A 24,030-nucleotide genomic window follows, 5' to 3' on the forward strand; every position below is an offset into this window, starting at 1 on the left:
GGGCCGGGCCGGGCCGGGTCCGGACCGCGGCTAGCGGGCGGCCGGGGGCAGCCGCACCAGCTCGACGGACAGGTCGGCGCCGTCCACCGTGCCGCGCATCCACGTGTGGTCCGGCTGCCGACGGCGGTCGGTGGGCGAGCCGGGGTTGAGCAGCCGCAGGCCGCCGGGCGCCACGGTGTCCCAGGGGATGTGCGAGTGGCCGAAGACCAGCACGTCGACGTCCGGGTACGCCTCGGTCATCCGGCGTTCCCGGCCGGTCGACGCCCCCGTCTCGTGCACCAGGGCGAACCGCAGGTCCTCGACCGGGAACCACGCCACGAGCGGCAGCCGGTCGTCGAACTCCGGGCCGTCGTTGTTGCCGCGGACGCCCTCGAAGCGGCGCGACCGCCCCTGCACGGCGTCGAGGGTCGCGACGTCGACCCAGTCCCCCGCGTGCACGACGAGGTCGGCGGCGTCGATGTCGGCCCACAACCCCGCGGGCAGGTCCTTCGCCCGCTTCGGCAGGTGCGTGTCGGACAGCAGGACGAACGACGTGGTCACGAGTCGGTGCGCCCGGGCATCGGCAGGCCGGCCTCGTCGGCGGCGCCGAGCCGCTCGAGCAGGCCGGCGAGCAGCGCGATGTCGTCGTCGGACCAGTCGGCGAGGCGTTCCTCGAGCGCGTCGCGGTGCAGCTGCACGGACCGTTCGAGCGCGGCGCGGCCGTCGTCGGTCACCGCGAGCGGCTTCGCGTTGCCCGTCCCGCCGTCGAGCGTGCGGACGAGTCCCGCCGCGAGCAGCCCGGACAGCTGCCGCGAGATCGTCGACCGGTTCAGCCGCAGGTAGCGGGCGATGTCGATGGCCATGCAACCGGGGTGCTGCACGACGAAGTCGACGAGGGACTGGTCGACGACGCTCAGCACCAGTTCGGAGCCGCGTGCCCGGATGCTCGCGCGCCGCGTGATGCGGGCGAGTTCCGTGTAGGCGCGACCGATCTCGCTGTTGCGGACCTGGGAGCTCGGGTGGTCCATGGAGGGCTCCAGCCTGTCTGTGCCGGCACCGGCCGGCGGTGTTCTCTCCTGCAACGGTACCGGCGGGGTCACCGGTACCGGGTCAGCGCCCCGCGGCCGCCGCCTGCAGCGCCGGGATGTCCAGCTTCACCATCTCCTGCATCGCGCGGAAGACCCGGGCGTTCGCCTCGGGGTCGCCGGAGCCGGCCATCAGGTCGCCCATCATCGACGGGGTCACCTGCCAGGACAGCCCCCACCGGTCCACCAGCCACCCGCACGCGACCGGTCGGCCGCCGTCGGCGAGCAGGGCGTCCCACACCCGGTCGAGCTCGTCCTGCGTGTCGACGTCCACCTGGAACGACACCGCGTCGGAGTGCGGGTGGCCGGGTCCGCCGTCCATCGCCCGGTACGGCCGGCCGAGCAGCGTGAACTCGACGACGAGCGTCCGCCCCTCCGGTGTCGTGGCGATGCTGTCGATGCGGCTGTCGGGGAACAGGCCGACGTAGTACTCGGCGGCCTGGCGAGCCTGGTCGTCGAACCAGAGGAACGGGGTGATGGCGGGCACGGTGGCCCCCTTCTCGTGTCGGCTCAGTCCGCGGTGCCGCGGACGAGCAGGTGGGCCTTCTCGGGGTGGGCGTCGAACCACTCGCCGACGAACCAGCACATCGGCACGATGCGCTTCGTGGTGGTGGTCTCGACCTCGGCGACGGCGTGCTCCACGAGCGCCGCCGCGTAGCCGTGGCCCCGGTGCGCGGGAACCGTGTACGTGTGCGGGAACGCGATCGCGTCCCCGTTCTCGCGGTGGTCGAGGACGCTCACGAGTGCGCCGTCGACGTACATCGCCCAGCGCTGCCGGTCGGTCTCGTTGCGGAACTCGTGGGACATGCCGCCATCATGCTCCGGGGAATGCCGACCCGTCCGCCGTGTTGCACTCGGCATGACCACCATCGGCATCATCGGCGCAGGCAACATCGGATCCCAGCTCGCACGGCTCGCCGTGCGGAACGGCCACCAGGTCGTCATCGCGAACTCCCGCGGACCGGAGACGCTCTCCGACCTCGTGGGCGAGCTCGGCGACGGCGCACGTGCCGCCACCCGCGACGAGGCCGCAGCCGCGGGCGACATCGTCGTCGTGACGGTCCCCCTCGGCGCGATCGACACGATCCCGGCCGAGCCGCTCGCCGGCAAGGTCGTCATCGACACGAACAACTACTACCCGCAGCGCGACGGTCAGATCGCCGCCCTCGACGAGGGCCGCACGACGACCGCGCAGATGCTGCAGGACCGGCTGCCCGGCGCACGGGTCGTCAAGGCGTTCAACCACATCGGCGCCGCCGACCTCACCGGCCACGCCACGCCGGCCGGCACGCCCGACCGCCGCGCCCTCGTGGTCGCCGGCGACGACGCCGAGGCGAAGCAGGTCGTCACCGACCTCATCGACGCGTTCGGGTTCGACGTCGTCGACGCGGGTCCCCTGGCGGACAGCTGGCGCATCGAGCGGGACACCCCCGGCTACGGCCCCCGTCTGACGGCCGAGCAGCTCCGCGACGCCCTGGCAGCAGCCACGCGCTGACCCGACCGACGTCCGCCCCGGTCCGACCGTCGACGGCCGGGCCGGGGCGCACACGCGTCAGGCGCGGTCGAACAGGACCGTCATGTCGGCGATGTCGTCCTCGGAGGGGGTCCACGTCGTCCCCGCCTCGACGTTCTGCGTGATCTGCTCCGGCTTCGTCGCCCCGGCGATCACGCTCGACAGCCCCGGCTGCGCGAGCAACCACGCGAAGGTCGCCTGCAGCATCGTCACGCCACGCTCGTCGCAGAAGCGCTGGTAGTCCTCGAGGACCTCCCACGGCGCGTCCTCGAGGACCTGCGGCTTCGAGGTCGTCAGCCGCCCGTCCGACGGGCCGCCGGACCGCGTGTACTTGCCGGTGAGCAGGCCGTTGTACAGCGGGAAGTACGGCAGGAACCCGAGCGCGTAGGCACGGACCGCGGGCAGCACCTCGGCCTCGACCTGCCGCGCCAGCGGGCTGTACTCGTCCTGCGCCGACACGAACGGCGTCGTCCCGGCGATCGACGCGGTCAGTTCGGCCTCGGCGATCTGCCACCCGGCGAAGTTCGAGTGCCCGACGTAGCGGATCTTGCCCTCGCGCACCAGCTCGTCGAGGACGGACAGGGTCTCCTCGATCGGCGTCACGTCGTCGGGGCGGTGCATCTGGTACAGGTCGATCCAGTCGGTGCCGAGGCGTCGCAGCGAGGACTCGACGGCGAGCCGCACGTACCGGCGGGACCCCCGCACGCCCCAGTCCGGACCGTTCGCACCCTGCATGTCCATGCCGAACTTCGTCGCCAGGACGACCTCGTCGCGCCGCCCGGCGATCGACCGGCCGAGCATCTCCTCGGACATGCCCGGCGCCCCGCCGTAGACGTCCGCGGTGTCGAAGAGGGTGACCCCGGCGTCCAGGGCGGCCCGCACGACGGCGTCGGTCCCCTCCTGCGACTCCGACGCGGTCCCGCGCCTGCCGAAGTTGTTGCAGCCGAGGCCGACGGTGGAGACGACGAGTCCCGAGGGACCGAGCGGGCGGTGTTCGATTCCGGTCATCACCCGACCGTACCGGCGACCCCGGAACTGGGGCGGCGACTTTCCGAGGCAGCGCCGGTAGAACTGATCGTGGATCACTCGACGGAAAAGGGAGCACCGCTGTGGCATCGCACCGCATGCCGGACTCGGACCGGCCGCGCCGTCCGGTCCCGTCCTGGGTCACCGCGCCGCCCACCGACGCCGCCCCGGCCGCCGCCGGCCTGGAGGCACGCCCCACCCCCGCCACGTCGCACGCCGCCCAGGGGGCGCCGGGTCTCACCGCCGGCGCGCACGTCGCGACGACGGTCACGGCCCTCGCCGAGCAGGACGTCGTCGTGCCCGACTACCCGCCGCAGCAGGACCTGCTCCCGCCGGCGCCGACGTCGCCCACCGTGCACACCGTCCCGTTCCGCACCCCGACCGCACCCCCGGCTCCGGAGGCCGCCGTGCCCGTCGCGACCGCCCCGGTGACGCTGCCGGCGCCGTCGGCCGCGCCGGCACCGCCGGCCGTCGCTCCCGTGCCGTCCGCGGGCCAGCCGCGGTTCTCCGTGCCGGGCCTCGAGCACGTCGTCGTCGAGGGCACCGAGCCCGCCCCCGTCGGTCCGATCGGCTACCGCACGCCGCGCCGCTTCGCCGCCCAGCAGAGCGCCGCGGTCGCGCCGACCCCCGCTCCGGCGAACCCGTTCGACACCGTCGTCCAGGGAGCCGCCGCGGCGGCTCCCGCCGCACCCTCGGTGCTGCCCGCGCCGGTCGTGCCCGCGCCGGCCGACACGGTCGGCGGCACCACCGCGACGACCGTCCCCGCGACCGGCGCCGACGCTCCGACCGCCGCCCTGCCCGCGACCGCACCCGAGGGCGGGCCGGACGCCGTCGCCGGAGCCGAACCGGGCCTCCCGTCCGTCGCCGCCGCGACCCGATCGCGCCGCGCACTCGGCGCGACCCCCGGAGCCGTGCTCGGTGCGCTCACCGGCACCGCGACGCTCGGTCTCGCGGCGTGGTGGTTCACCGCTCCCGGCACGGTGCACGCCGTCGGCCTGGTGCTCGGGGCGCTCGCGCTCGTGCTCTCGATCGCGACGCTCCGGAACGCCGCCGCGACCTGGCAGCGTCCGGTCGCGCTGCTCGGCGCGGTGCTCGGCGGGGTGGGCACGCTCGTGCTGCTCTGGGCCGTGGCCGCCGCACTGCTGCCGCTCGCGGGGGTGACGCTGCCCGACCTCACCGGCAGCGGGACGACCCCGACGCTCGCGCCGTAGCCGTCAGACGGCGCGGACGACCCCTCGGGACGTGATGGCGTTCGTGAGGGCCTCGATCGGACCGCGCTGCACCGTCGGGTTCGCGATGAGGACGTAGTCGACCGCCGGCAGGTCCGGCAGGCCGAGCCGCTGCGAGACCTTCACCAGGTCCGCCGGGATGAGCGAGTGCGGGAACACCGCGACCCCGATGCCGGCGCGCACCGCGGCGAGCACGCCGTTGACGTCCCGGGTGTTGCAGGTGATCCGCCAGGTCCGGCCGGCGGCCTCGAGGGCGTCGATCGCCATCTGCCGGCTGATGCTCGGCGCCTGGTAGACGATGAGCGGCACCGGCTCGTCGCGTTCCACCGTGATGCCGTCCTGCGCCATCCACACCATCTGGTCGGTGGCGACCCGGGTGCCCTCGGCGGACTCCCCCGCGGTCTGCTTGATGAACACCAGGTCGAGCTGCCCGGCGTGCACGCGACGCAGGAGCGGCGCCGACTGGTTCACCGTCAGCTCGAGGTTGACCTGCGGGTGCAGCCGCCGGAAGTCGCGGAGGATCCGCGGCAGCTGCGTGATCGCCAGGTCGTCGGCGGCGCCGAACCGCAGCCGTCCCCGCGTCGCCGAGCCCGAGAAGTACGCATCGGCGGTGGCGTGCGCGGCCAGGATGGTCCGCGCGAAGCCCGCCATCGCGTCGCCGTTGTCGGTGAGCGCGACCCCGCGGGTGTCCCGGGCCACCAGGGTCCGCGCCACCGCGGTCTCGAGGCGCCGGACGTGCTGCGACACCGTCGGCTGGCTGATGCCGAGCCGGGTGCCGGCCTGCGTGAAGCTGCCGGTCTCGGCGACGGCCAGGAACGTCTGCAGCAGGACCGGGTCGAGCACGGTGGTCGCCTTCCGTCGGTGGCCCCCATTCGACATCGCAATGGAGTGATAGCCACCATACGGGTGGCGAATGACCCGCGGACCCGTAGTTTCGGTGGGGCAGACCCCGTGTTCCCGACGGGGTGCCCGTCCCACCACCACCACGTCCGGAGTACCCCGCACCGTGAGCGCGTCACCGACGACCCTCCCACCGCCCACCGAACCGCTGCCCGTCGTCGCCGAGCGTCCGCCGTGGCGGCACACCCTCATCGCCCTGTCGGTGCCGAACTTCCGGCTGTTCACCGCGACGAACCTCATCGCGATGACCGCCGGGTGGATGCAGCGCATCGCGCAGGACTGGCTCGTGCTCCAGCTGACCGGCTCCGTCGCGCAGGTCGGCATCACCGTCGCCTGCCAGTTCGCGCCGATGCTGCTCTTCGGGCTGCTGGGCGGCGTCCTCGTCGACCGGTTCTCGAAACGCGCCCTCATGATGATCACGCAGGGCGCCTTCGCGGTGCTGTCCGCACTGCTCGCCGTCCTGACGCTCACCGGCGTCGTCGAGGCCTGGCACATCTGGGTCATCGCGTTCCTGGTCGGCATGGTCACCGTCATCGACAACCCGGCTCGCCAGGTCTTCGTCACGGAGATCGTCGGCCACCAGCACCTGCGGAACGCGATCAGCGTCAACTCGTCGGTGTTCCAGCTCGGCGGCATGATCGGCCCGGCGCTGTCGGGCGCGCTGCTCGTCGCGGTCGGTGCCGGCTGGTCCTTCGGCGTGAACGCGGTCGCCTGCGTCGCCGTCGTCGTGACGCTCGGGTTCCTGCGCGTGTCCGAGCTGCACCGGACGCCACCGGCACCCCGCGGCAAGGGCCAGCTCGTCGAGGGCCTGCGCTACGCCCTGCACAAGCCGACGATCCTCGTGCCCGTGGTGCTCATGGCGTTCTTCTCGGTGTTCGCCCTGACGATGCCCGTGCTGCTGTCCGCCTTCGCGTCCGAGGTCTACGACGTCGGCGCCGCCGGCTACGGGGTGTTCAACTCCGCGGTCGCGGTCGGCGCGCTGGCCGGCGCACTGCTCTCCACCCGCCGGGCGGTCGTGCGGCTGCGGACGATCGTCGGCGGGGTGTTCTGGACGGGGGTACTGCTCGTGGTGTCGGGGACGATCCCCGTCATCGCGCCGTTCACCGTGGCGCTCGTCGTCGTCGGCATGTCCCAGCTGCTGTTCATGACCGCCTCGAACTCGCTCGTGCAGCTGTCGTCGAACGTGGCGATCCGGGGCCGGGTGATGTCGCTCTACGTCCTCGTGCTGCTCGGCGGCCAGGCGATCGGCGGGCCGGTCATGGGCCAGGTCGTCGACCGCTTCGGCGCCCACGTCGGGATGGTCGTCGCCGGCGGCGTGCCGGCCGTGGCCGCCGCGGTCATCGCGCTCGTGCTCGCCCGTCGGGGCGGCCTGCACCTGGCGGTGCGGATGCGCCACCACGTGCCGGTGCCGGCGATCGTCGCGCACTGAGGGCGCGGGCGCGGGCGCGAGGCGGAGCGGGCGCGGGCGCGGGGCGGAGCGGGCGCACGGCGCTTCGCGCCCCCGTACGGGCATCGCACCCCGACTCACACGGGCGCGATGCCCGCCAGGGGGCGCGGACGCAGGCCGCAGCGGACGCGAGGCACGAGACGGAGCCGACGAGGGCCTCCCCACCGGGGCGCGGACGCGCACCAGCGCGTCGCACCCCCGTGCGCGCATCGCGCCCCGACTCACACGGGCGCGACGCCCGCCACGGGGCGCAGACGCGGACCGCAGTGCAGCGCGTGCCCCGGTCGGGAGGCGAACCGGCTCAGTACGCGACGCCGAAGCGGGCGCGGTGGTGCGCCGGCGTCTCGATCTCGTCAACGAAGGCGATGGCGAAGTCGGCACCGGAGATGTCCGAGTTGCCCTCGGCGTCGGTGAGCAGGACCTCGTCGGTGGTGCGGTAGGTGCCGCGACGCTCGCCCGGGTTGTACCCGCCGAAGGCCGCGGCCGGACTCACGTAGAACCAGTCGACCTCGGTGTCCGACGCGCGGAGGGTCTCGAGGACCTGCGCGTGGCTCTTCGCCTCGCCCTTGAACGCGTCCGGGAAGCCCTCGGTGTCGAACAGGCGGGGGCCGTCCTCGGCGACCCGGAGCGATCCGGCCCCACCGACGATGCCGAGACGGGCGCCAGCGGCAGCGGCCGCGTCGACGAAGTGCTGGAACCTGTCCTTCAGCTCGCTGCCGTCGGCCTGCACGGCGTGCAGCGACACGACGATGACGTCCGCGCCCTTCGTGACCTCGGCGACGAAGTCCGCGTCGAAGGCGTCGCCCTGCGCGAGGGTGAGGCCGTCGGTCGGCTCGAGCTTGCTCGTGTCACGGGCGACCGCGGTGACGGCGATCCCGCGCGAGAGGGCCTCGGAGGTGATGGCGGAGCCGGCGTAGCCGGTGCCACCGAAGACGACGATGCTGGTCATGGGGTTCCTTTCGTGGACCTGGTGTTCCTCACCGTACAAGAGTTACTCTCTTTGAGTAAGTAGGCACCTCACGGTGCGTAAGGGAGGACGTCATGTCAGCACTCGAGTACACCCCCTACGCGGCCAACTGCCCCAGCCGGCAGCTGCTCGACCGCATCGGCGACCGGTGGAGCGTGCTGACGATCGGCAGCCTCGCCGACGGACCGGCACGCTACTCGGCCATCGCGAACCGGGTGCAGGGCGTCTCGCAGAAGATGCTCACGCAGACGCTGCGGGCGCTGGAACGGGACGGGCTGGTCACCCGCACGGTCTACCCGGAGATCCCGCCGCACGTCGAGTACGCACTGACGGACCGCGGGCGGTCGCTCCGGACGGTCCTCGAGCCCCTCGAGGACTGGGCGACCTCGCACATGGCGGACGTCGCGGAGTCGCGCGTGGCGTACGACGCGCGCTGACCCGGGGGCGCGGCTCGACGCTCGGAATCCACGACGGTCCCGAGTGGTTGCCTGGGGACATGCGATCGATCGTCTACACGAAGCCCGGTGACAGCAGCGTCCTCGAACTCGTCGAGCGGGACCTCCCCGAACCCGGCGCCGGCGAGGTCCGCGTCCGGGTCGTCGTCTCCGGTGTGAACCCCACCGACTGGAAGGCGCGCGCCGGCGGTACCTACGGCGACGGCCTGCCCTTCCCCGAGATCACCCCGAACCAGGACGGCTCCGGTGTCGTGGACGCCGTCGGCCCCGGCGTCGAGGGACTCGCCGTCGGCGACCGGGTCTGGCTCTTCATGGCCGCCGCGTCCCGTCCGACCGGCACCGCCCAGGAGTACACGGTCGTGCCCGCCGAGCGGGTGGTGCCGCTGCCCGAGCGGACCGGCTTCGACGTCGGCGCGTCGCTCGGTGTCCCGGCGATGACCGCGCACCGTGCGCTGACGGTCCACGAGGACGGTCCCGCGCGTCTCGGCCCCGGGGCCCTCGAGGGCACGACGGTCCTGGTGGCCGGCGGTGCCGGTGCCGTGGGCCACGCCGCCATCCAGCTCGCGCGGTGGGCCGGAGCGACCGTCATCTCGACGATCAGCTCGGACGAGAAGGCAGCCCTCGCGACGGCGGCCGGCGCCCACCACACGGTGAACTACCGCGACGACGACGCTGCGGACCAGATCCGCTCGATCGCCCCCGACGGCGTCGACGTCGTCGTCGAGGTGTCGATCCCGCAGAACGCGACGCTCGTCGCCGACGTCCTGGCGAACCACGGCGTCGTCTCAATCTACGCGAACAACGGCGGTGACGACGCGACCCTGCCGATCCGCCCGAACATGAGCGTGAACGCCCGGTACCAGTTCCTGCTGCTCTACACGATCGGCGACGAGGCCCTGGCCGCCGCGGCCGAGGACGTCACCGAGGCGCTCCACGACGGCGTGCTCGAGGTCGGTGCCGACGCCGGGCTCCCGCTGACCCGGTTCGGGCTGGAGCAGACCGCCGCCGCCCACGACGCGGTCGAGCAGGACACCGTCGGGAAGGTGCTCATCGACGTGGCGCCCGCCTCGTAGCGGAGCGCGCGCCGGCAGACAGGAACGGCACCCGTGCAGGAGCACGGGTGCCGTTCGTCGTGCGGTCGTCGGTCAGGACGGGTGACGAGGGATGGGTCAGCGACCCAGGCGAGCGGCGATGGCGGCGGCGACCCGGTCACGGGCTGCGGCGCGTTCGCGCTCGAGGTTGGCGGCGATGACGTCGAGGTCTTCGTAGTCGGCGTCGGTGGTGTCGTCGTTCCAGTTCGGTGAGGAGATCCGGGCGCGGCCGAACGACAGCGGGGCGGGGTTCACGGTCGTCATGAGGGGATCGTACGTCGAGCGTCCGACAGAGCGTGTGAGCATCACGGGCCTTTCCTTGCATTGCGGTCCCGATCCGGGAACGAGTAGGTCAACGAGAACGCCACCGCCATGAACGACGCCATCATCGCGATGGCCTTCGCGTCGAGCTCGGTGAACGCGTCGGGGGCCGGCGAGTCGACGGTGAGCATCCCGAAGGAGTACTCCTCGGACCGGATCACCACGGACACGTAGGACGTGTACCGCGGCTCGAAGCCGGGCACGTCGTCGTCGACGTCGACGTCGGCGGCCCGGTCGCCGACGACGCGCGGTGCTCCGCCGACGAGCACCCACTCGAGGTTGCGGTCGCCGTACGGCGTCCCCGCGCGGAACACCCCGGCGGTGTCACCGGCACCACCGTGCCCGATCGGTTCGAGCGCGCGGAGGTCCGCCGACAGCTGGTACACGTTGGCACGGACGTCGGGCACCTTGGGCAGCAGGTAGAAGGCGAGGGCCACGGCGACCCGGTCGGCGAAGACGGGCAGCTCACCGCGCCGCTCGCGCGTCGGGAGCTCGGTGAAGCGGACGAGCCGGGTGGCGATCTGGCCGAAGGCGTACCGCACGGCGGTGGACTGCTCGAGCTCGACCGCCGCCGCGTTGTCCTCCGCCGCACCCCGGGCAGCGTCGCTGTGCCGTGTGCGGACCACCTGCACGACGACGGCCGCAGCGAGCACGAGGAGTCCGAACACCACGAGCGACAGCCGCACCGCCGGCACGACGAACAGGTTCGGCAGTTGGAACGCAGCGGTCGGCGCGGCCGCCACCACGACCGGCCACGCCACCGTGCCGATGCGCCCCGGACGCGTCCGGCGTCGTCCCCGTTGTGCTCCCATGCCTCGACGCTAGGGCCGACCACCGACGGGGATCGAGTTGTCCACAGGTCGATCGTGCGGCACGGTGTCCACAGCGCGGCGTCGCGCTGCCCGGCCCGGACACCGGCGACTGGTAAGCAGGACCCATGACCGACGCCACGACGCCCCAGCCCGGAACCAGAGCCCTCGTCCTCGGCGGGGGTGGGATCGCCGGGATCGCCTGGGAGCTCGGGGTCCTCTCCGCCCTGCAGGACGCCGGCGTCGACCTCGGTGCCGCCGACCTCGTCGTCGGCTCGAGTGCCGGCAGCGTCGTCGGGACCTTCGTCCGGAACGGTGCCGTGCTGCAGGCGTACGACCAGCAGCACGCTCCCCTGCCGTCCACCTACGTGGAGCCCACGCAGGTGGAGCCCGGCTCGGTGCAGGAACGCGTGGGCGCAGCGCTCCAGGGCGCCTCTGACGACCAGGACGCCCGCGCCCGACTCGGCCGGGCCGCGCAGCAGGTGACCACCGGCCAGACCGACGACGAGCGGACCGCGACCTTCGTCGAGACCCTGCCCGGCACCGACTGGCCGGACGCCCCGCTCGCGGTGACGGCGATCGACGCCACCGACGGCACGTTCCGGGTGCTCACCGCAGCCGACGGCGTCCCCCTGCCGCGCGCGGTCGCCGCCAGCTGCTCCGTGCCGTTCGTCTGGTCGCCCGTCGCGATCCAGGGCCGCCCGTACATCGACGGCGGCATGCGCTCCGCCACCAACGCCGACGTCGCAGCCGGGCACGAGCGCGTGCTCGTCATCGCCTGCGGTCCCGAGGGGCCGTCCCCGCTCGGACCCTGGCTCGACGTCGCGGTGGAGTCGCTCCGGGCCGGCGGCAGCTCGGTCGAGGTCGTCATCGCCGACAGCACGTCGCAGCAGGCGTTCGGGACGAACTCGCTGGCGCTCTCGACGCAGGCACCCGCGGCGGACGCCGGTCGTGCACAGGGCACGGCGGTCGCCGAGCGGATCGCGGCCTTCTGGTCGGAGGACCTCGCTAGCGTGGACGCATGACGACGCCGTTCTCGGACCTCGACCAGTACACCGCGCTCCCCCGTGTCGACGGGATCGCGATCAGTCCGGACGGCCAGCGGGTCGCCCTGACGGTCAGCGCGCTCGACCCCGACCGGACCGCGTACCGGCGTTCCGTGTGGCAGGTCCCCGCCGACGCCGACGCCGACGGGGCGCGCGCGGCCGGACCGGTCCGGCTCACCCGTTCCGCGAAGGGCGAGGGCGGGGTCGCCTTCACCCGCACCGGGGACCTGTTGTTCGTGTCCGCCCGGCCCGACGCCGACGCGTCCGACCTCGACGCGGCGCAGCTCTGGGTCCTGCCGGCCGGGGGCGGCGAGGCCCGCCCGCTCACCCGGTTGACCGGCGGTGTCGGCGGCGTGCTCGCCACCGCCGCGGACGCCGACACCGTCGCCGTCACGGCCGACCTGCTGCCCGGCGCCGGGACCGACCCCGAGACGGTCATCGCCGCCGACGCCGAACTGCGGAAGGCCCGCTCGGACAAGAAGGTCCGGGCGATCCTGCACGAGACCTACCCGGTCCGGTACTGGGACCACGACCTCGGGCCGGACCAGACGCACGTCCTCACCCTCGAGATCGGTGCCGACGCGACGACGAGCGCCGAGGCCAGCACGAGCCCCGCCGGCAGCGAGGACAGCAGCAGCACCGACAGCGCCGAGGCCGCCGGCCTGCCCCGCCTGACCGACCGCACACCGGCTCCCGGTCGATCGCTCGACCACGTCGACGGCGCACTGACCCCGGACGGAACCGTGCTCATCGCCGCGGTGGGCGTGCGGGAAGCCCGCGGTGACCGCTCCACGATCGTGGCGCACGACCTGACCACCGGAACGCGCACCACCCTGTTCGGCGACGACGGTGTCGACCACGAGATGCCCGCCCTCAGCCACGACGGACGTACCGTCGCGTGGGTGCGGACGGTCCGCTCGACCCCGGCCGGCGCGAACCAGCAGGAGGTCTGGGTCGCCTCGATCGACGGGTCCGACGCACGACGCGTCGCCTCCGACTGGGACCGCTGGCCCGCACAGCTCGTCTTCGAGCACGGCGACCGGGCGCTGCTCGCCGTCGCCGACCAGGACGGCCGGGCGCCCGTGTTCCGCCTCCCGCTCGACGGCGGCGCCGTCGAGCAGCTGACGCACGACGACTGGGCGTACTCGAGCCTGTGCGTGGCGGAGGCGACGGGCACGGTCGTGGCGCTGCGGGCCTCCTGGGCGGCGCCGCTGCACCCCGTCCGCATCGACGGCGACGGCACGGTGACCCCGCTCGCGACGCCGGCGCCCCTGCCGGACGTCCCCGCCCACCTGGAAGAGGTCGAGACGACCGCGACCGACGGGGCGCGCGTGCGCGGCTGGCTCGTCGTGCCGGAGGGCGACGGGCCGCACCCGTTGCTGCTCTGGATCCACGGTGGCCCGCTCAACTCGTGGAACCAGTGGTCGTGGCGGTGGAACCCGATGCTGGCGGCGGCGCGCGGGTACGCGGTGCTGCTGCCGGACCCGGCGCTGTCGACGGGCTACGGCCTCGACTTCGTGAACCGCGGGTGGAACGCGTGGGGGCAGGCGCCGTACACCGACCTCATGGCGATCACCGACGCCGTGGAGGCCCGGGCGGACATCGACGCGACCCGAACGGCGGCGATGGGCGGATCGTTCGGCGGCTACATGGCGAACTGGGTCGCCGGGCACACCGACCGGTTCCGGGCTGTCGTCACCCACGCCAGCCTGTGGGCGCTCGACCAGTTCAACGGCACGACGGACTCGTCGCACTACTGGTCGTCGATCTTCGACGCGGACGGCATCGCGGCGAACGACCCGCACCGCTTCGTCGCGGACATCACGTCACCGATGCTCGTGATCCACGGGGACCGCGACTACCGGGTGCCGATCGGCGAGGGTCTGCGGCTGTGGTCGGAGCTCGCCGAGCACCACGCCGCAGCGGACGGCACGATGCCGCACCGGTTCCTCTACTTCCCGGACGAGAACCACTGGGTACTCAAGCCGCAGCACGCCGTGGTCTGGTACGAGACGGTGTTCGCGTTCCTCGGGCAGCACGTGCTCGGCGAGGACTGGCAGCGTCCGGAGCTGCTCGGGTAGCGGCGAGCTCGATCGACCCGGAACGACAGGATCGACGTCGCACGACGTCGAGAACGTCGTTCCGGGTCGGATCCGCCCGAGCCGCCCGAGCCACCCGAGCCGCCCGTCCCGCCCGGGCCGCCCGGGCCTAGACGAACGCGGCCTGCCCCGTGATCGCCCGCCCGACGATGAGCGTGTTGACCTCGCGCGTGCCCTCGTACGAGTAGATCGCCTCGGCGTCCGCGAAGAACCGGGCGACGCCCTTGTCGAGCACGATGCCGTTGCCGCCCTGCACCTCGCGGCACCAGGCGACGGTCTCGCGCATCTTCGCCGTGGCGAACGCCTTGGCCAGCGCCGAGTGCTCGTCGCCCCCGACGCCGGCGTCCTGCATGGCCGAGGCCTGCGTGCAGAGCGCGATCGACGCGGTGATGTTGCCGAGCGACTGCACGAGCCGGTCCTGCACGAGCTGGTGCGCCGCGATCGGCTTGCCGAACTGGATGCGCTCGCGCGCGTAGGACAGCGCGGCCTCGTACGCGCCGACGGCGATGCCGATGGCCTGCCAGGCCACCTCGGTGCGCGTGAGCCGGAGCACCTCGGCCGTCGTCCGGAACGAGTCGGCGCGCTGCAGGCGGCGCGACTCCGGCACCCGGACGCCCTGCATGACGATGTCGGCGTTCTGCACCCCGCGCAGGGCGATCTTGTCCTCGATCTTGGTGGCGGTGAAGCCGGGGGTGTCCGTCGTCACGAGGAAGCCCTTCACCTGCTCGTCCGCGACGTCCTTCGCCCAGATGACGACGACGTCGGCGAAGGTCGCGTTGCCGATCCAGCGCTTCTCGCCGTCGAGCACCCAGGTGTCGCCCTCACGCCGCGCGGTCGTGCGGAGTCCGCGTGCCGAGTCACTGCCGGACAGCGGCTCGGTCAGGCCGAACGCACCGATGAGCTCGCCCGCGGCCATGCGCGGCAGCCACTCGCGCTGCTGCTCCTCGCTCCCGCCGACCGCGATGGAGTTCATCGCGAGACCGGACTGCACGCCGATGAAGGTCGCCACGCTCGCGTCGACACGCCCGAGCTCGAGGGCGGCCCACCCGCGGTAGACCGCCGAGTTCTCGAAGTGGCGCACGAGCGGGATGCCCGGACCGTACATGCCGAGCTCGGCGAGCGGGGCGATCACCTGCATCGGGAACTCCGCCCGTGCCCAGTAGCCGTCGGCGATGGGCGCGACCTCTCGCTCGAGGTACTCGCGCAGCCGCCCGATCGACGCTCGTTCCGGCTCTGACAGCTGCTGCTGGAAGCCGTAGAAGTCCGATTCGAGCAGGGTCCTCGGGAGCGCCGTCGTTGACATGGAACCAACGATGCATCATTCTCGAAAACGTTGCAAGGGAGACTCGCGTGTACACATCGGACTCTGCGCTGCGCGCCTTCCGGGAGGCCCGCCACACCTTCATCGCCGGCTCACGCATCGACATGGGGGCGTTGGCCGGCTCGCTCGGCGTGGACCGGACGTCGCTGTTCCGGTGGGTGGGCAACCGTGACCGGTTGCTGTCCGAGATCCTCTGGTCCCTGGCGGTCCCGACGCTCGACCGGGCGTCCCGCGCCGCCGACGAGGACCGGGCGACCGGAGCCGCCCGCATCGTCGACGTGCTCGACCGGTTCACCGCCGACCTCATCGAGGCGCCCTACTTCCGGGCGTTCCTGACCCGCGAGCCGGCACGGGCGCTCCGCCTGCTCACGACGCGGGACAGCGACGTGCAGAGCCGGTTCGTCGGCCGCGTCACGGCGCTCGTGGTCGAGGAGCAGTCGTCCGGCGACTTCGACCCCGCACCACTCTCCGCCGAGGAACTGGCACGCTTGCTCGTGCGGATCTCGGAGTCGTTCACCTACGCCGACCTCATCTCCGGCGAGACTCCCGACCCCGTCCGAGCGCGCGCCGCGTTCGAGTACGTCCTGCGACCGGGCCGCAACCCCAGCCCGGAGACACCACCGATCGGAGCACCATGACCATCGACGACTACCCCTTCGTCCGCGTCTACCCCACGCGCTGGAACGACAACGACATGTTCGGCCACGTCAACAACACGATCTACTACAGCGCCATGGACAACGCGTCGACCTACTGGTTCCGCGAGCAGGCCGGCCTCGACCCGTTCTCGTCGGAGTGGATCGCGGTGCTGGTCTCGTCGAGCTGCCGTTTCGTCGAGTCCGCCGTCTGGCCGGACGTCATCGAGGTCGGGATGCGCTCGAAGCACCTCGGCAACACGAGCCTGTCGTGGGAGTTCGGCCTGTTCCGTCAGTCCGACGGTGCGCTCCTCGCGACCGGCGAGTTCGTGCACGTGATCATCGACCGCGAGGGCGCCCGCCGACCGGTCCCCCTGCCGGCGTCGCTCCGCGAGCTCGTGACGAGCACGATGACCGCCGGGCAGCCCGCCGCAGCCGACTGAGCGCCGGCGGCGCACCGGCGCCCGTCGCCCGTTGCGCGCTGGCGCACAACCGAAGTGCTCCCGAACCACGCGATCGCGCGGTTCGGGAGCACCTTGGTTGTGCGGGCCGAAATCGAACCAGGTCGACCTCGCAGCAGGGCGACGCCGCACCGGACCGAGACCGGTCCGGTCCGGACGGCCCGGCCGACCGGCGCCCGGTCCGTCAGCCCGTGACGGCGGCGAGCTCGAGGTTGATGTCGTCCGGGTCCTGCACGGACAGGATCACCATGCCGGCATCGCCGAGGTCGGTCACCTCGCCGTGCTCGACCCCGGCGGCGTCGAGCCGCGCGGCGGCCTGGTGCAGTTCGTCCACGGACCCGACGACGAAGCTGACGTGGTCGAGGCCGACCGAGTCCGGGTTGAACGTCTGCCCCGCGGGGGCGACCGGCCGGAGCCCGAACACCTGGTCGCCGAGCCGGAACACCGCGCCGCCGTAGAACCGCTCGCGGTCCTCGCGGACACCGGGCTCGTCGACCTGGTCGCTGAAGTCGATGGCCGGATCGGTACCGAGCAGCTGCTGGTAGAACGCCTTGCTGCGGTGGATGTCGGTCACGGTCACCCGGACGTGGGCGAGCGCGGTCGGGCGGGCGAAGGGTTCGGTCATCGTGGTGCTCCTCAGGGATCGTCCGGCGGGACCGCCGGGTGCGCCGTGGTTGCGGCGCGGCTCCGAGGCAACGCGCCGTCCCTCCGAGCCACCCCAGGCCGTGCGGCGACCGGACAGCTCCGGCGCCGGACGACCGTGCGCCGTCAGCGCACGAGTGCGACGAGGATCCAGCCGAGGAGCGCCAGGAGCACGGCGACGTTCACCGGCGTGGCGATCACGGGCCGTCCGGTCGGCTCGAGCCGGCGGGCCTGCACGGCCGTCACCACCGTGCAGGCCACCAGACCGACGAGCACGACGGCCCAGGCGAGCCACCAGGCCCCGCCGTCGCGCAGGGCGAAGGCGAGCCAGCCGCCCTGTGCCGGCAGGAGCAGGGCGGCACCGACGAGGCGCAGGGATCGGCGCCGGGACAACCGGGCGTCGGGTGCGTGCGGGATCAGATCAGTCCGTCCGTCAGGTGGTTCGGCGTCCCGAAGCGGTGCGCCGTGATCGACACCGCCTGCTCCCGGACGAACGGCAGGATCTCGAGGCGCCCGGCCTCGGTCACCGGGCCACCGTAGACCGCGACGTCCGGACGGCCCTCGACGGCCGTGTACAGCGCCGAGGTGTCCCCGCCGATGAGCCGCACCCGGCTCGACGGGCCGGACGCCACCGAGCTCGCGAAGGCCTCGTCGGACACCGTCTGGGACAGCGAGCGGACGATCGGCAGCGCGCGGATCGCCGAGGCGACGGAGGACGGCAGCGTCGCCGCCGTCGAGACCTCGATCGTCGTGCCGGCCCGCAGTGCCGCGGCGACGACCCGGACGAGCTCGGGAACGGCGTCCTCGTCGACCGAGGCCAGCCGCACCTGCACCGACGGGAACGGCAGGTACCGGGCGATGTTCCGCTCGGCGGACAGCGCCGAGACGTCAGCCGCGGTGCCGAACAGCGTCGACCATGCCTGCTCGTCGGACGCGAGTGCACGGTCGAGCGACTCCGAGGTCACACCGGTGGCCCGGGCGAACGCCGAGACCGGTGCCGAGACGGCCGAGCCATCGGTCGCAACAGCCGGCGTCCACGACCCGAGCCCGAGCAGGTAGTTCAGCCCACCGGCCTTCGTCCCGGCACCGACGGCCGACTTCTTCCACCCGCCGAACGGCTGGCGGCGGACGATGGCGCCGGTGATGCCGCGGTTGACGTAGAGGTTGCCCGCCTCGATGCGCGACAGCCAGCGACCGATCTCGGCCGGGTCGAGCGAGTGCAGGCCCGAGGTCAGGCCGTAGTCGACCTCGTTGACGATGTCGATCGCCTCGTCGAGGGAATCGGCGGTCATCATGCCGAGGATCGGGCCGAAGTACTCGGTGCGGTGGAACGCCGAGCCACGGCGGACGCCCTGTCGGACGCCTGGGCTCCAGAGCTTGCCGGTCTCGTCGAGCTGCTGCGGCTCGACGGCCCAGGACTCCCCCGCGCCGAGCGTCGTCAGGCCCTCGAGCAGCTTGCCCGCGGCCGGCTCGATGACCGGGCCCATCTGCGTCGCGGCGTCGGTCGGGTAGCCCACGGTGAGCGAGGACACGGCGTCGAGCAGCTGGTTGCGGAAGCGCTTCGACTTCGCGACCGAGCCGACCATGACGACGAGCGACGCGGCCGAGCACTTCTGGCCGGCGTGCCCGAACGCCGACGCGACGACGTCCTTGACGGCGAGGTCGAGGTCGGACGACGGCGTGACGATGATCGCGTTCTTGCCCGAGGTCTCGGCGAGCAGCGGCAGGTCGGGGCGGAACGAGCGGAACAGCTCGGCCGTCTCGTACGCGCCGGTGAGGATGACCTGGTCGACCATGGGCGAGGCGATGAGCTGCTGCCCGAGGTCGTTCTCGGACACCTGCAGGAACGCGAGGACGTCGGCCGGGGCGCCGTGGGCGTCGAGCGCGGTCTCGATGATCGAGGCGAGCACGGCGCCGGAGCGCTCGGCGGGCGGTGCGGGCTTCAGCACGACGGCGGATCCCGCGGCCAGTGCGGCGAGCGTCGAGCCGGCGGGGATCGCGACCGGGAAGTTCCAGGGCGGTGCAACGAGGGTCAGCTCGGCCGGCGTGAAGGTGGCACCGTCGACGTCGTCCAGTGCGGACGCCAGCGTGCCGTAGAAGTGCGCGAAGTCGATCGCCTCGGACACCTCGGGGTCGGCCTGGTCGATCGTCTTGCCGGTCTCGGCGGCCATGACCTCGATGAGGGCGGCGCGGTTCGCCTCGAGCGCGTCGCCGACGGCGTGCAGCACGGCGCCGCGGGCGGCACCGGACCAGGTGCCCCAGACCGCACCGGCGGCCTTCGCGCGACCGAGCGCGGAGTCGAGCGACGCGGCGGAGTCGACCCGGGCCTCCTGGACGGCGCGGACACCGAGCGTCGACGAGGCGACCCGCGCGGTGATCGCGTCACCCCAGGCACGCACGGAGGCGACCGACGGGTCGCTGTCCGGGGTGTTCTCGAAGTGGCCGGGGCCGGGCCGACCGACGGCCGCGTAGCGGTCGGCGACGCGGTGGGATGCCGGCGCTTCGAGGCCCTCGGGCGTCGCGAGCGGCACGAGCGAGGCGCGGAAGCGTGCTTCTTCACGGGCGAACAGCGGCGGCGAGGACACCAGGGAGAACACGGCGGACATGAAGTTGTCCTGCGAGGCGCCCTCTTCGAGGCGGCGGATCAGGTAGGCGATCGCGACGTCGAACTCACCGGGGTGCACGACGGGCGTGTAGAGCAGCAGCGACCCGACGGTCTTCCGGACGGCCTCGGCCTGCCCCTGCGCCATGCCGAGCAGCATCTCGAACTCGATGCCGTCCCGCACCCCACGCTCCCCGGCGAGCAGCCAGGCGTGCGCGACGTCGAACAGGTTGTGCCCGGCGACGCCGACGCGGACGTTCTCGATGCGGTCGGGGGTGAGCGCCCAGTCGAGCACGCGCTTGTAGTTCGTGTCGGAGTCCTGCTTGGTGTGCCAGGTGGCGAGCGGCCAGCCGTGCACGGACGCCTCGACCTGCTCCATCGGCAGGTTCGCGCCCTTGACCAGGCGCACCTTGATGCCGGCGCCGCCGCGCGAGCGACGGGCTGCGGACCACTCCTGCAGCTCCTGCATCGCGGCGAGCGCGTCGGGCAGGTACGCCTGCAGCACGATGCCGGCCTCGAGGTGCAGGAACGCGGGCTCGTCGAGGAGCTTCGTGAAGACCGCGATGGTCAGGTCGAGGTCCTTGTACTCCTCCATGTCGAGGTTGATGAACTTCGCCGGGATCGCGGCGGCGGCGCGCTCGAACAGCGGGCGGAGCTGCTCGACGATGTCGTCGACCGCGTGGCCGAACGCCCACGGGGAGTGCGGGTGCACGGTCGAGGAGACCTTGATGGAGACGTAGTCGACGTCGTCGCGTGCCAGCAGCTTGTGCGTGCCCTCGAGGCGGCGGGCGGCCTCGCGCTCGCCCAGGACGGCCTCGCCGAGCAGGTTGACGTTGAGCTGGACGCCGTCGCGCTTGATCTTCGCGATGGCGGGGCCGAGCTTCGCGTCGGTGGCGTCGACGATGAGGTGCCCGACCATGTTCCGGAGCACGCGACGGGCGACGGGGACGACGACGTTCGGCAGCACCGGTGCCATCCCGCCGCCCAGCCGCACGAGGCCACGCATGGCGGCGGGCAGGAACCCGGGGGCGTCGGGGGCGATCTGGCGGAGCTTGCGCGCGGCGACGGTGAGGTCCTCGGGGCGGACGACGCCGTCGACGAAGCCGACCGCGAAGTCGAGCCCGGCGGGGTCGGCGAGGACACCGGCGAGCTGCTTCGCGGACCCGTCGACCGGGTACGACTCGGCGTCCGCCAGCCACTGCCGGACGAGGGCGACGGACTGGTCCGCCAGGGCGTCGTGGTCGGTGGCGGATTCCTCGTGCAACGTCGTCATGGGATCAGTGTGGCGGCCACCGATGCGGTAGCGGAAGCGATCTCTTCTGATGAGTACCGTGAAGCTGTACTACCGTGTCGACATGCTCGACGTCCGCCGCCTCGTGCTCCTGCGGGAGCTCTCCATCCGTGGCACGATCGCGGCCGTCGCCGAGGCGGTGAACTTCACGCCCTCGGCCGTGTCGCAGCAGCTCAGCGCCCTGGAGCGCGAGGCCGGTGTGCAGCTCCTCCGCAAGGCCGGGCGACGCCTGCAGCTCACCCCGCAGGCCGAGGTGCTCGTGTCAGCGGCCGGGCACGTGCTCGACGTGCTCGAGCAGGCGCAGGCGCAGGTCGAGGAGACCCTGCCGGCGGTGCAGGGCCGGGTCCGGGTGGCGGTGTTCCAGTCGGCGGCGCTCGCGCTCATGCCGAACGCCCTGCACGAGATGGCGACGGAGCACCCGGACGTGCGGGTCGAGATGGTGCAGCGCGAGCCGGAGACCGCCCTGAACGAGACGTGGGCGCGCGACTTCGACATGGTCATCGCCGAGCAGTACCCGGCGCACGCTGCGCCGCACCTGTCGGGGCTCGACCGCTCCGACCTGACGACGGACGCCGTCCGCCTGGCGCTCCCCCCGCTCGACACCGCGCTGCTGCCGGTGTCGTCGCTCGAGGACGCCGCGGCCATGCCCTGGGTCATGGAGCCGCGGGGCACCGCCTCACGGCACTTCGCCGAGCAGGTCTGCCGGCGCTGGGGGTTCGAGCCGGACGTCCGGTACGAGACCGCCGACCTGCAGACGCAGATCCGGCTGGTCGAGTCCGGCAACGCCGTCAGCCTGATGCCCGACCTGATGTGGACGGGCCGGACGACGACCTGCCGGCTGCTCGACCTGCCGGAGCGGCCGCGGCGCACGATCTTCACCGTCGTGCGGACCGCGGGGTCGTCCTCGCCGGCGGTCCGGGCGCTCCGCGCCGCGCTGGAACGGGCAGCCGCCGCCGTCGGCGACTGACCCGCCCACCCCGGTCTGCCCCTGACCGACGCCGTGACCGAACCGAGACCCGGGGGTCCGTCAGGATCGGTTCGCGCAGGACACCTCCTGGATGAGGGCACCAGCCGGTGCCCCGACCGGCATCCGAGGGGGATCCCGTGAACCAGCCCTGCACCTCCACCACGCGACGGGTCGCCGCCATCGGCGCGGCCGTCGCCATCGTTACCGCGTCGTCGGCGTTCGGCATCGGCGCCTCGACGGCCGTCGCGGCCGAGCCCACCGCCGCCACGAGCACGGCGAGCAGCCCGAGCACCGGTACGCCCGTCGCGCCCGTCACGACGGTCGACACCGACGACCGGCCGGGAGGCCCGTCCACCGACCCGACGTCGGCTCCCGCCCCCGAGACGGCGACACCGCAGCCCGCGGCACCCGAGCCCGCGGCACCCGGAACACCTGCGACGCCCGCAGCATCCGCGACGCCCGCAGCGCCCGCAGCAGCCGACGCACCCGCCGCGCCCGCGACGCCCGCCGACGAGCCGGCCGCGGCGGCCGAGGACGGCAGCGACCTCGCCTTCACGGAACCGTCGACCGCGGACGACCCGATCGAGCTCACCGCCACGAGCGGCACACCCTTCACGCACGCGTTCCCGACCACCGGCGGCGACGGCACCGTCGGGTACGCCATCCAGGACGCACCGTCCTCCGACTACTGGGTCAACGTCGACACCGGTGTGCTGAGCGGCGACCCGAAGGAGGCCGGGACCTTCCGGTTCCAGGTCGTCGCCCTGAGCGGCTCGACCGAGGTCACACAGTACGTCGAGCTCACGGTGGCGCCCGGTGACCCGGTGGGCGTCACGTTCGCCGTCGCCACCCCGGACCACGACGGCATGTGGCAGGTCGAGACCGACGGCACGATCTGGGAGCAGGCCGCCGGTCAGGGCCGCGTCCGCATCGTGCCGAACGTCCCCGTCGCCGAGGACACCCCGCTCACGCTCGCCGGGCTGGCGGTCGACGCGAACGGCAACCGGACCACGCCGGGCCCGGCCTACCCCCGGTCGACGGTCACGAGCACGGACGACTCCGACGCTGCGGTGTGGCACGACGGGGACTCCTCGAACACCGTGACCTTCGGCGGGCCCGGCACCCGGACCCTGACGGTCTCCGAAGGGGGCGTGTCCACCTCGTTCGAGGTCGTGGTGGGCGCCGAGGGCACCGACGGACCCGCCGCGTCGGACACCATCACGTTCACCGAGCCCTCGACGCCGGAGTCCCCGATCCGGATCGAGACGACGGCGGGCGAGGAGATCGAGCGCACCTTCACCGCGACGGGCTCGTCGAAGGAGCTGCACTACGTGCTGTTGAGCGGACCGACCGCGTTCCCCGTCCCGGACAACCAGTACCCGACCGCACCGCTCGGCATCTCGGTCGGTGACACGAGCGGAGTCCTGAGCGGCGCCCCGACGGTGGCCGGCGAGTACGACTTCCAGGTAACGGCGACGAACGGATCGCGCGCGGCCACGCAGTACGTCCACCTGTCCATCCGTCCGGCGGTCACCGCGGAGCTCAGCCTGCTCGTCGGCACCATCGGGTCCCCGAAGGCTTGGCTCCGCGACGGCGACGGCCTGCGCGAGGTGTTCGCCGAGAGTTCCGAGTCGATCCCCGTCGACGCTGTCCCGGTGGACCAGGGGGCGACGATGGCCATCCGGGTGACGGCCCTCGACGCGTTCGGGAACAGCACGCGCGAGTCGGACGGCGCGCAACCCGTCGTCACGAGCAGCGTCGCCAGCGACCAGGTGACGCTGCCCCACGGCGGATGGGAGCCCCGGGTCCGGTTCCCGCACGCCTCGCCGCACACCATCACGGTCGCCCTCGGCGGTGTCTCGACCACGTTCGACGTGGACGTGCGGCCCTCGGTCGCGACCGCCGGCGAGCCGGCCCCGACGGCCGGCGGCGGTGGGCACCTCGCATACACGGGTGCTGATGCCTCCGCGCCGCTCGCGTGGGCACTGGGCCTGCTCGCCGCCGGCGGCGGCCTCCTGGTGCACCGTCTGCGTCGCCGACGCGCCTGAGACGCGACCACGGACGGACGGGAGGCACGGGGCGGCGCCGCCCCGCGCCTCCCGTCCGTCGTCCCGCACGTGCGGACCAGCGCGCGGTGTCCCCAG

General features: G+C 73.1%; 24 protein-coding genes. 11 read left to right on the forward strand and 13 right to left on the reverse strand.

From position 1 onward, the window contains the following. Positions 1–30: 30 nt before the first annotated feature. The 4 genes from BIU97_RS07470 to BIU97_RS07485 form a co-directional block, all read right to left on the reverse strand. A complete protein-coding gene (locus BIU97_RS07470) occupies positions 31–540 on the reverse strand; it encodes a metallophosphoesterase family protein (RefSeq protein WP_071254482.1) in 510 nt (169 codons plus the stop codon). Next, the gene (locus BIU97_RS07475) at positions 537–1,007 is read right to left on the reverse strand and encodes a MarR family winged helix-turn-helix transcriptional regulator (protein ID WP_071254479.1); all 471 of its coding nucleotides are present in this window, start codon (positions 1,005–1,007) and stop codon (positions 537–539) included. Before BIU97_RS07475 ends, BIU97_RS07470 begins: the two co-directional genes overlap by 4 nt. Positions 1,008–1,089: 82 nt before the next feature. After that, positions 1,090–1,551: a VOC family protein gene (locus BIU97_RS07480; RefSeq protein WP_071254478.1), complete on the reverse strand. Its 462-nt coding sequence runs from the start codon at positions 1,549–1,551 to the stop codon at positions 1,090–1,092. A gap of 23 nt (positions 1,552–1,574) precedes the next feature. Then, positions 1,575–1,871: a GNAT family N-acetyltransferase gene (locus tag BIU97_RS07485; protein WP_071254476.1), complete on the reverse strand. Its 297-nt coding sequence runs from the start codon at positions 1,869–1,871 to the stop codon at positions 1,575–1,577. Positions 1,872–1,923: 52 nt separating this feature from the next. Between BIU97_RS07485 and BIU97_RS07490 the strand changes: the two genes are divergently transcribed. Further along, positions 1,924–2,559, forward strand: a complete 636-nt coding sequence (locus BIU97_RS07490; protein ID WP_071297325.1) for an NADPH-dependent F420 reductase — start codon at positions 1,924–1,926, stop codon at positions 2,557–2,559. Between the two features lie 57 nt (positions 2,560–2,616). Here BIU97_RS07490 and BIU97_RS07495 read toward each other — a convergent pair whose 3' ends face one another. Then, positions 2,617–3,585, reverse strand: a complete 969-nt coding sequence (locus tag BIU97_RS07495; RefSeq protein WP_071297326.1) for an aldo/keto reductase — start codon at positions 3,583–3,585, stop codon at positions 2,617–2,619. Positions 3,586–3,686: 101 nt separating this feature from the next. Between BIU97_RS07495 and BIU97_RS07500 the strand changes: the two genes are divergently transcribed. Further along, complete coding sequence (locus tag BIU97_RS07500; RefSeq protein ID WP_139195942.1) at positions 3,687–4,814, forward strand: hypothetical protein; 1,128 nt, start codon at positions 3,687–3,689, stop codon at positions 4,812–4,814. Between the two features lie 3 nt (positions 4,815–4,817). On the opposite strand, the gene BIU97_RS07505 is transcribed toward BIU97_RS07500, so the two are convergent. Further along, on the reverse strand, positions 4,818–5,675 hold the full coding sequence (locus tag BIU97_RS07505; RefSeq protein WP_071297328.1) for a LysR substrate-binding domain-containing protein: 858 nt from the start codon (positions 5,673–5,675) through the stop codon (positions 4,818–4,820). Between the two features lie 163 nt (positions 5,676–5,838). Between BIU97_RS07505 and BIU97_RS07510 the strand changes: the two genes are divergently transcribed. Further along, positions 5,839–7,161 (forward strand): MFS transporter, encoded by a 1,323-nt coding sequence (locus BIU97_RS07510; protein WP_083420846.1) that lies wholly within the window; start codon positions 5,839–5,841, stop codon positions 7,159–7,161. A gap of 319 nt (positions 7,162–7,480) precedes the next feature. Here BIU97_RS07510 and BIU97_RS07515 read toward each other — a convergent pair whose 3' ends face one another. Beyond that, positions 7,481–8,128, reverse strand: a complete 648-nt coding sequence (locus BIU97_RS07515) for an NAD(P)-dependent oxidoreductase (RefSeq protein WP_071297329.1) — start codon at positions 8,126–8,128, stop codon at positions 7,481–7,483. Between the two features lie 92 nt (positions 8,129–8,220). On the opposite strand from BIU97_RS07515, the gene BIU97_RS07520 reads away from it, so the two are divergent. After that, positions 8,221–8,583: a winged helix-turn-helix transcriptional regulator gene (locus tag BIU97_RS07520; protein WP_071297330.1), complete on the forward strand. Its 363-nt coding sequence runs from the start codon at positions 8,221–8,223 to the stop codon at positions 8,581–8,583. Between the two features lie 59 nt (positions 8,584–8,642). Further along, complete coding sequence (locus BIU97_RS07525) at positions 8,643–9,674, forward strand: NADPH:quinone reductase (RefSeq protein ID WP_071297331.1); 1,032 nt, start codon at positions 8,643–8,645, stop codon at positions 9,672–9,674. Positions 9,675–9,770: 96 nt separating this feature from the next. Here the strand turns inward: BIU97_RS07525 and BIU97_RS07530 are convergent, their stop codons facing one another. Further along, positions 9,771–9,956, reverse strand: coding sequence for a hypothetical protein (locus BIU97_RS07530; RefSeq protein WP_071254459.1), 186 nt, complete (start codon positions 9,954–9,956; stop codon positions 9,771–9,773). Positions 9,957–9,997: 41 nt separating this feature from the next. Further along, complete coding sequence (locus tag BIU97_RS07535) at positions 9,998–10,825, reverse strand: GAF domain-containing protein (protein ID WP_139195943.1); 828 nt, start codon at positions 10,823–10,825, stop codon at positions 9,998–10,000. Between the two features lie 125 nt (positions 10,826–10,950). On the opposite strand from BIU97_RS07535, the gene BIU97_RS07540 reads away from it, so the two are divergent. Continuing rightward, complete coding sequence (locus tag BIU97_RS07540; RefSeq protein WP_071297334.1) at positions 10,951–11,847, forward strand: patatin-like phospholipase family protein; 897 nt, start codon at positions 10,951–10,953, stop codon at positions 11,845–11,847. Beyond that, a complete protein-coding gene (locus BIU97_RS07545) occupies positions 11,844–13,949 on the forward strand; it encodes a S9 family peptidase (RefSeq protein WP_071297335.1) in 2,106 nt (701 codons plus the stop codon). Before BIU97_RS07540 ends, BIU97_RS07545 begins: the two co-directional genes overlap by 4 nt. A 127-nt stretch (positions 13,950–14,076) precedes the next feature. Here BIU97_RS07545 and BIU97_RS07550 read toward each other — a convergent pair whose 3' ends face one another. Continuing rightward, on the reverse strand, positions 14,077–15,270 hold the full coding sequence (locus tag BIU97_RS07550; protein WP_071297336.1) for an acyl-CoA dehydrogenase family protein: 1,194 nt from the start codon (positions 15,268–15,270) through the stop codon (positions 14,077–14,079). Between the two features lie 47 nt (positions 15,271–15,317). Here BIU97_RS07550 and BIU97_RS07555 point away from each other — a divergent pair, with 47 nt between their 5' ends. Beyond that, positions 15,318–15,926: a QsdR family transcriptional regulator gene (locus BIU97_RS07555; protein WP_071297337.1), complete on the forward strand. Its 609-nt coding sequence runs from the start codon at positions 15,318–15,320 to the stop codon at positions 15,924–15,926. After that, a complete protein-coding gene (locus tag BIU97_RS07560; RefSeq protein ID WP_071297338.1) occupies positions 15,923–16,366 on the forward strand; it encodes an acyl-CoA thioesterase in 444 nt (147 codons plus the stop codon). The genes BIU97_RS07555 and BIU97_RS07560 overlap by 4 nt, the downstream gene beginning before the upstream one ends. A 202-nt stretch (positions 16,367–16,568) precedes the next feature. On the opposite strand, the gene BIU97_RS07565 is transcribed toward BIU97_RS07560, so the two are convergent. From BIU97_RS07565 to BIU97_RS07575, 3 genes are all read right to left on the reverse strand, one after another. Next, positions 16,569–17,009, reverse strand: coding sequence for a VOC family protein (locus tag BIU97_RS07565; RefSeq protein WP_071254446.1), 441 nt, complete (start codon positions 17,007–17,009; stop codon positions 16,569–16,571). A gap of 143 nt (positions 17,010–17,152) precedes the next feature. Then, positions 17,153–17,419, reverse strand: coding sequence for a hypothetical protein (locus BIU97_RS07570; RefSeq protein WP_071297339.1), 267 nt, complete (start codon positions 17,417–17,419; stop codon positions 17,153–17,155). Between the two features lie 23 nt (positions 17,420–17,442). Continuing rightward, complete coding sequence (locus tag BIU97_RS07575) at positions 17,443–20,901, reverse strand: proline dehydrogenase family protein (protein WP_071297340.1); 3,459 nt, start codon at positions 20,899–20,901, stop codon at positions 17,443–17,445. An 82-nt stretch (positions 20,902–20,983) separates the two neighbouring features. On the opposite strand from BIU97_RS07575, the gene BIU97_RS07580 reads away from it, so the two are divergent. Then, positions 20,984–21,886, forward strand: coding sequence for a LysR family transcriptional regulator (locus BIU97_RS07580; RefSeq protein ID WP_071256171.1), 903 nt, complete (start codon positions 20,984–20,986; stop codon positions 21,884–21,886). A gap of 137 nt (positions 21,887–22,023) precedes the next feature. Further along, a complete protein-coding gene (locus tag BIU97_RS07585) occupies positions 22,024–23,934 on the forward strand; it encodes a putative Ig domain-containing protein (protein WP_071297341.1) in 1,911 nt (636 codons plus the stop codon). Positions 23,935–24,030 lie beyond the last annotated feature (96 nt).

This window comes from Curtobacterium sp. MCBA15_009 (assembly GCF_001864895.1).
Lineage (GTDB): Bacteria > Actinomycetota > Actinomycetes > Actinomycetales > Microbacteriaceae > Curtobacterium.

Bases quoted from the DNA above. Each gene is read 5' to 3' on its own strand.
- BIU97_RS07580 (WP_071256171.1), top strand. From the start codon at position 20,984: ATGCTCGACGTCCGCCGCCTCGTGCTCCTGCGGGAGCTCTCCATCCGT.
- BIU97_RS07490 (WP_071297325.1), top strand. From the start codon at position 1,924: ATGACCACCATCGGCATCATCGGCGCAGGCAACATCGGATCCCAGCTC.
- BIU97_RS07545 (WP_071297335.1), top strand. From the start codon at position 11,844: ATGACGACGCCGTTCTCGGACCTCGACCAGTACACCGCGCTCCCCCGT.
- BIU97_RS07550 (WP_071297336.1), bottom strand. From the start codon at position 15,270: ATGTCAACGACGGCGCTCCCGAGGACCCTGCTCGAATCGGACTTCTAC.
- BIU97_RS07485 (WP_071254476.1), bottom strand. From the start codon at position 1,871: ATGTCCCACGAGTTCCGCAACGAGACCGACCGGCAGCGCTGGGCGATG.
- BIU97_RS07515 (WP_071297329.1), bottom strand. From the start codon at position 8,128: ATGACCAGCATCGTCGTCTTCGGTGGCACCGGCTACGCCGGCTCCGCC.
- BIU97_RS07525 (WP_071297331.1), top strand. From the start codon at position 8,643: ATGCGATCGATCGTCTACACGAAGCCCGGTGACAGCAGCGTCCTCGAA.
- BIU97_RS07540 (WP_071297334.1), top strand. From the start codon at position 10,951: ATGACCGACGCCACGACGCCCCAGCCCGGAACCAGAGCCCTCGTCCTC.
- BIU97_RS07520 (WP_071297330.1), top strand. From the start codon at position 8,221: ATGTCAGCACTCGAGTACACCCCCTACGCGGCCAACTGCCCCAGCCGG.
- BIU97_RS07530 (WP_071254459.1), bottom strand. From the start codon at position 9,956: ATGACGACCGTGAACCCCGCCCCGCTGTCGTTCGGCCGCGCCCGGATC.
- BIU97_RS07495 (WP_071297326.1), bottom strand. From the start codon at position 3,585: ATGACCGGAATCGAACACCGCCCGCTCGGTCCCTCGGGACTCGTCGTC.
- BIU97_RS07565 (WP_071254446.1), bottom strand. From the start codon at position 17,009: ATGACCGAACCCTTCGCCCGCCCGACCGCGCTCGCCCACGTCCGGGTG.
- BIU97_RS07575 (WP_071297340.1), bottom strand. From the start codon at position 20,901: ATGACGACGTTGCACGAGGAATCCGCCACCGACCACGACGCCCTGGCG.
- BIU97_RS07560 (WP_071297338.1), top strand. From the start codon at position 15,923: ATGACCATCGACGACTACCCCTTCGTCCGCGTCTACCCCACGCGCTGG.
- BIU97_RS07535 (WP_139195943.1), bottom strand. From the start codon at position 10,825: ATGGGAGCACAACGGGGACGACGCCGGACGCGTCCGGGGCGCATCGGC.
- BIU97_RS07475 (WP_071254479.1), bottom strand. From the start codon at position 1,007: ATGGACCACCCGAGCTCCCAGGTCCGCAACAGCGAGATCGGTCGCGCC.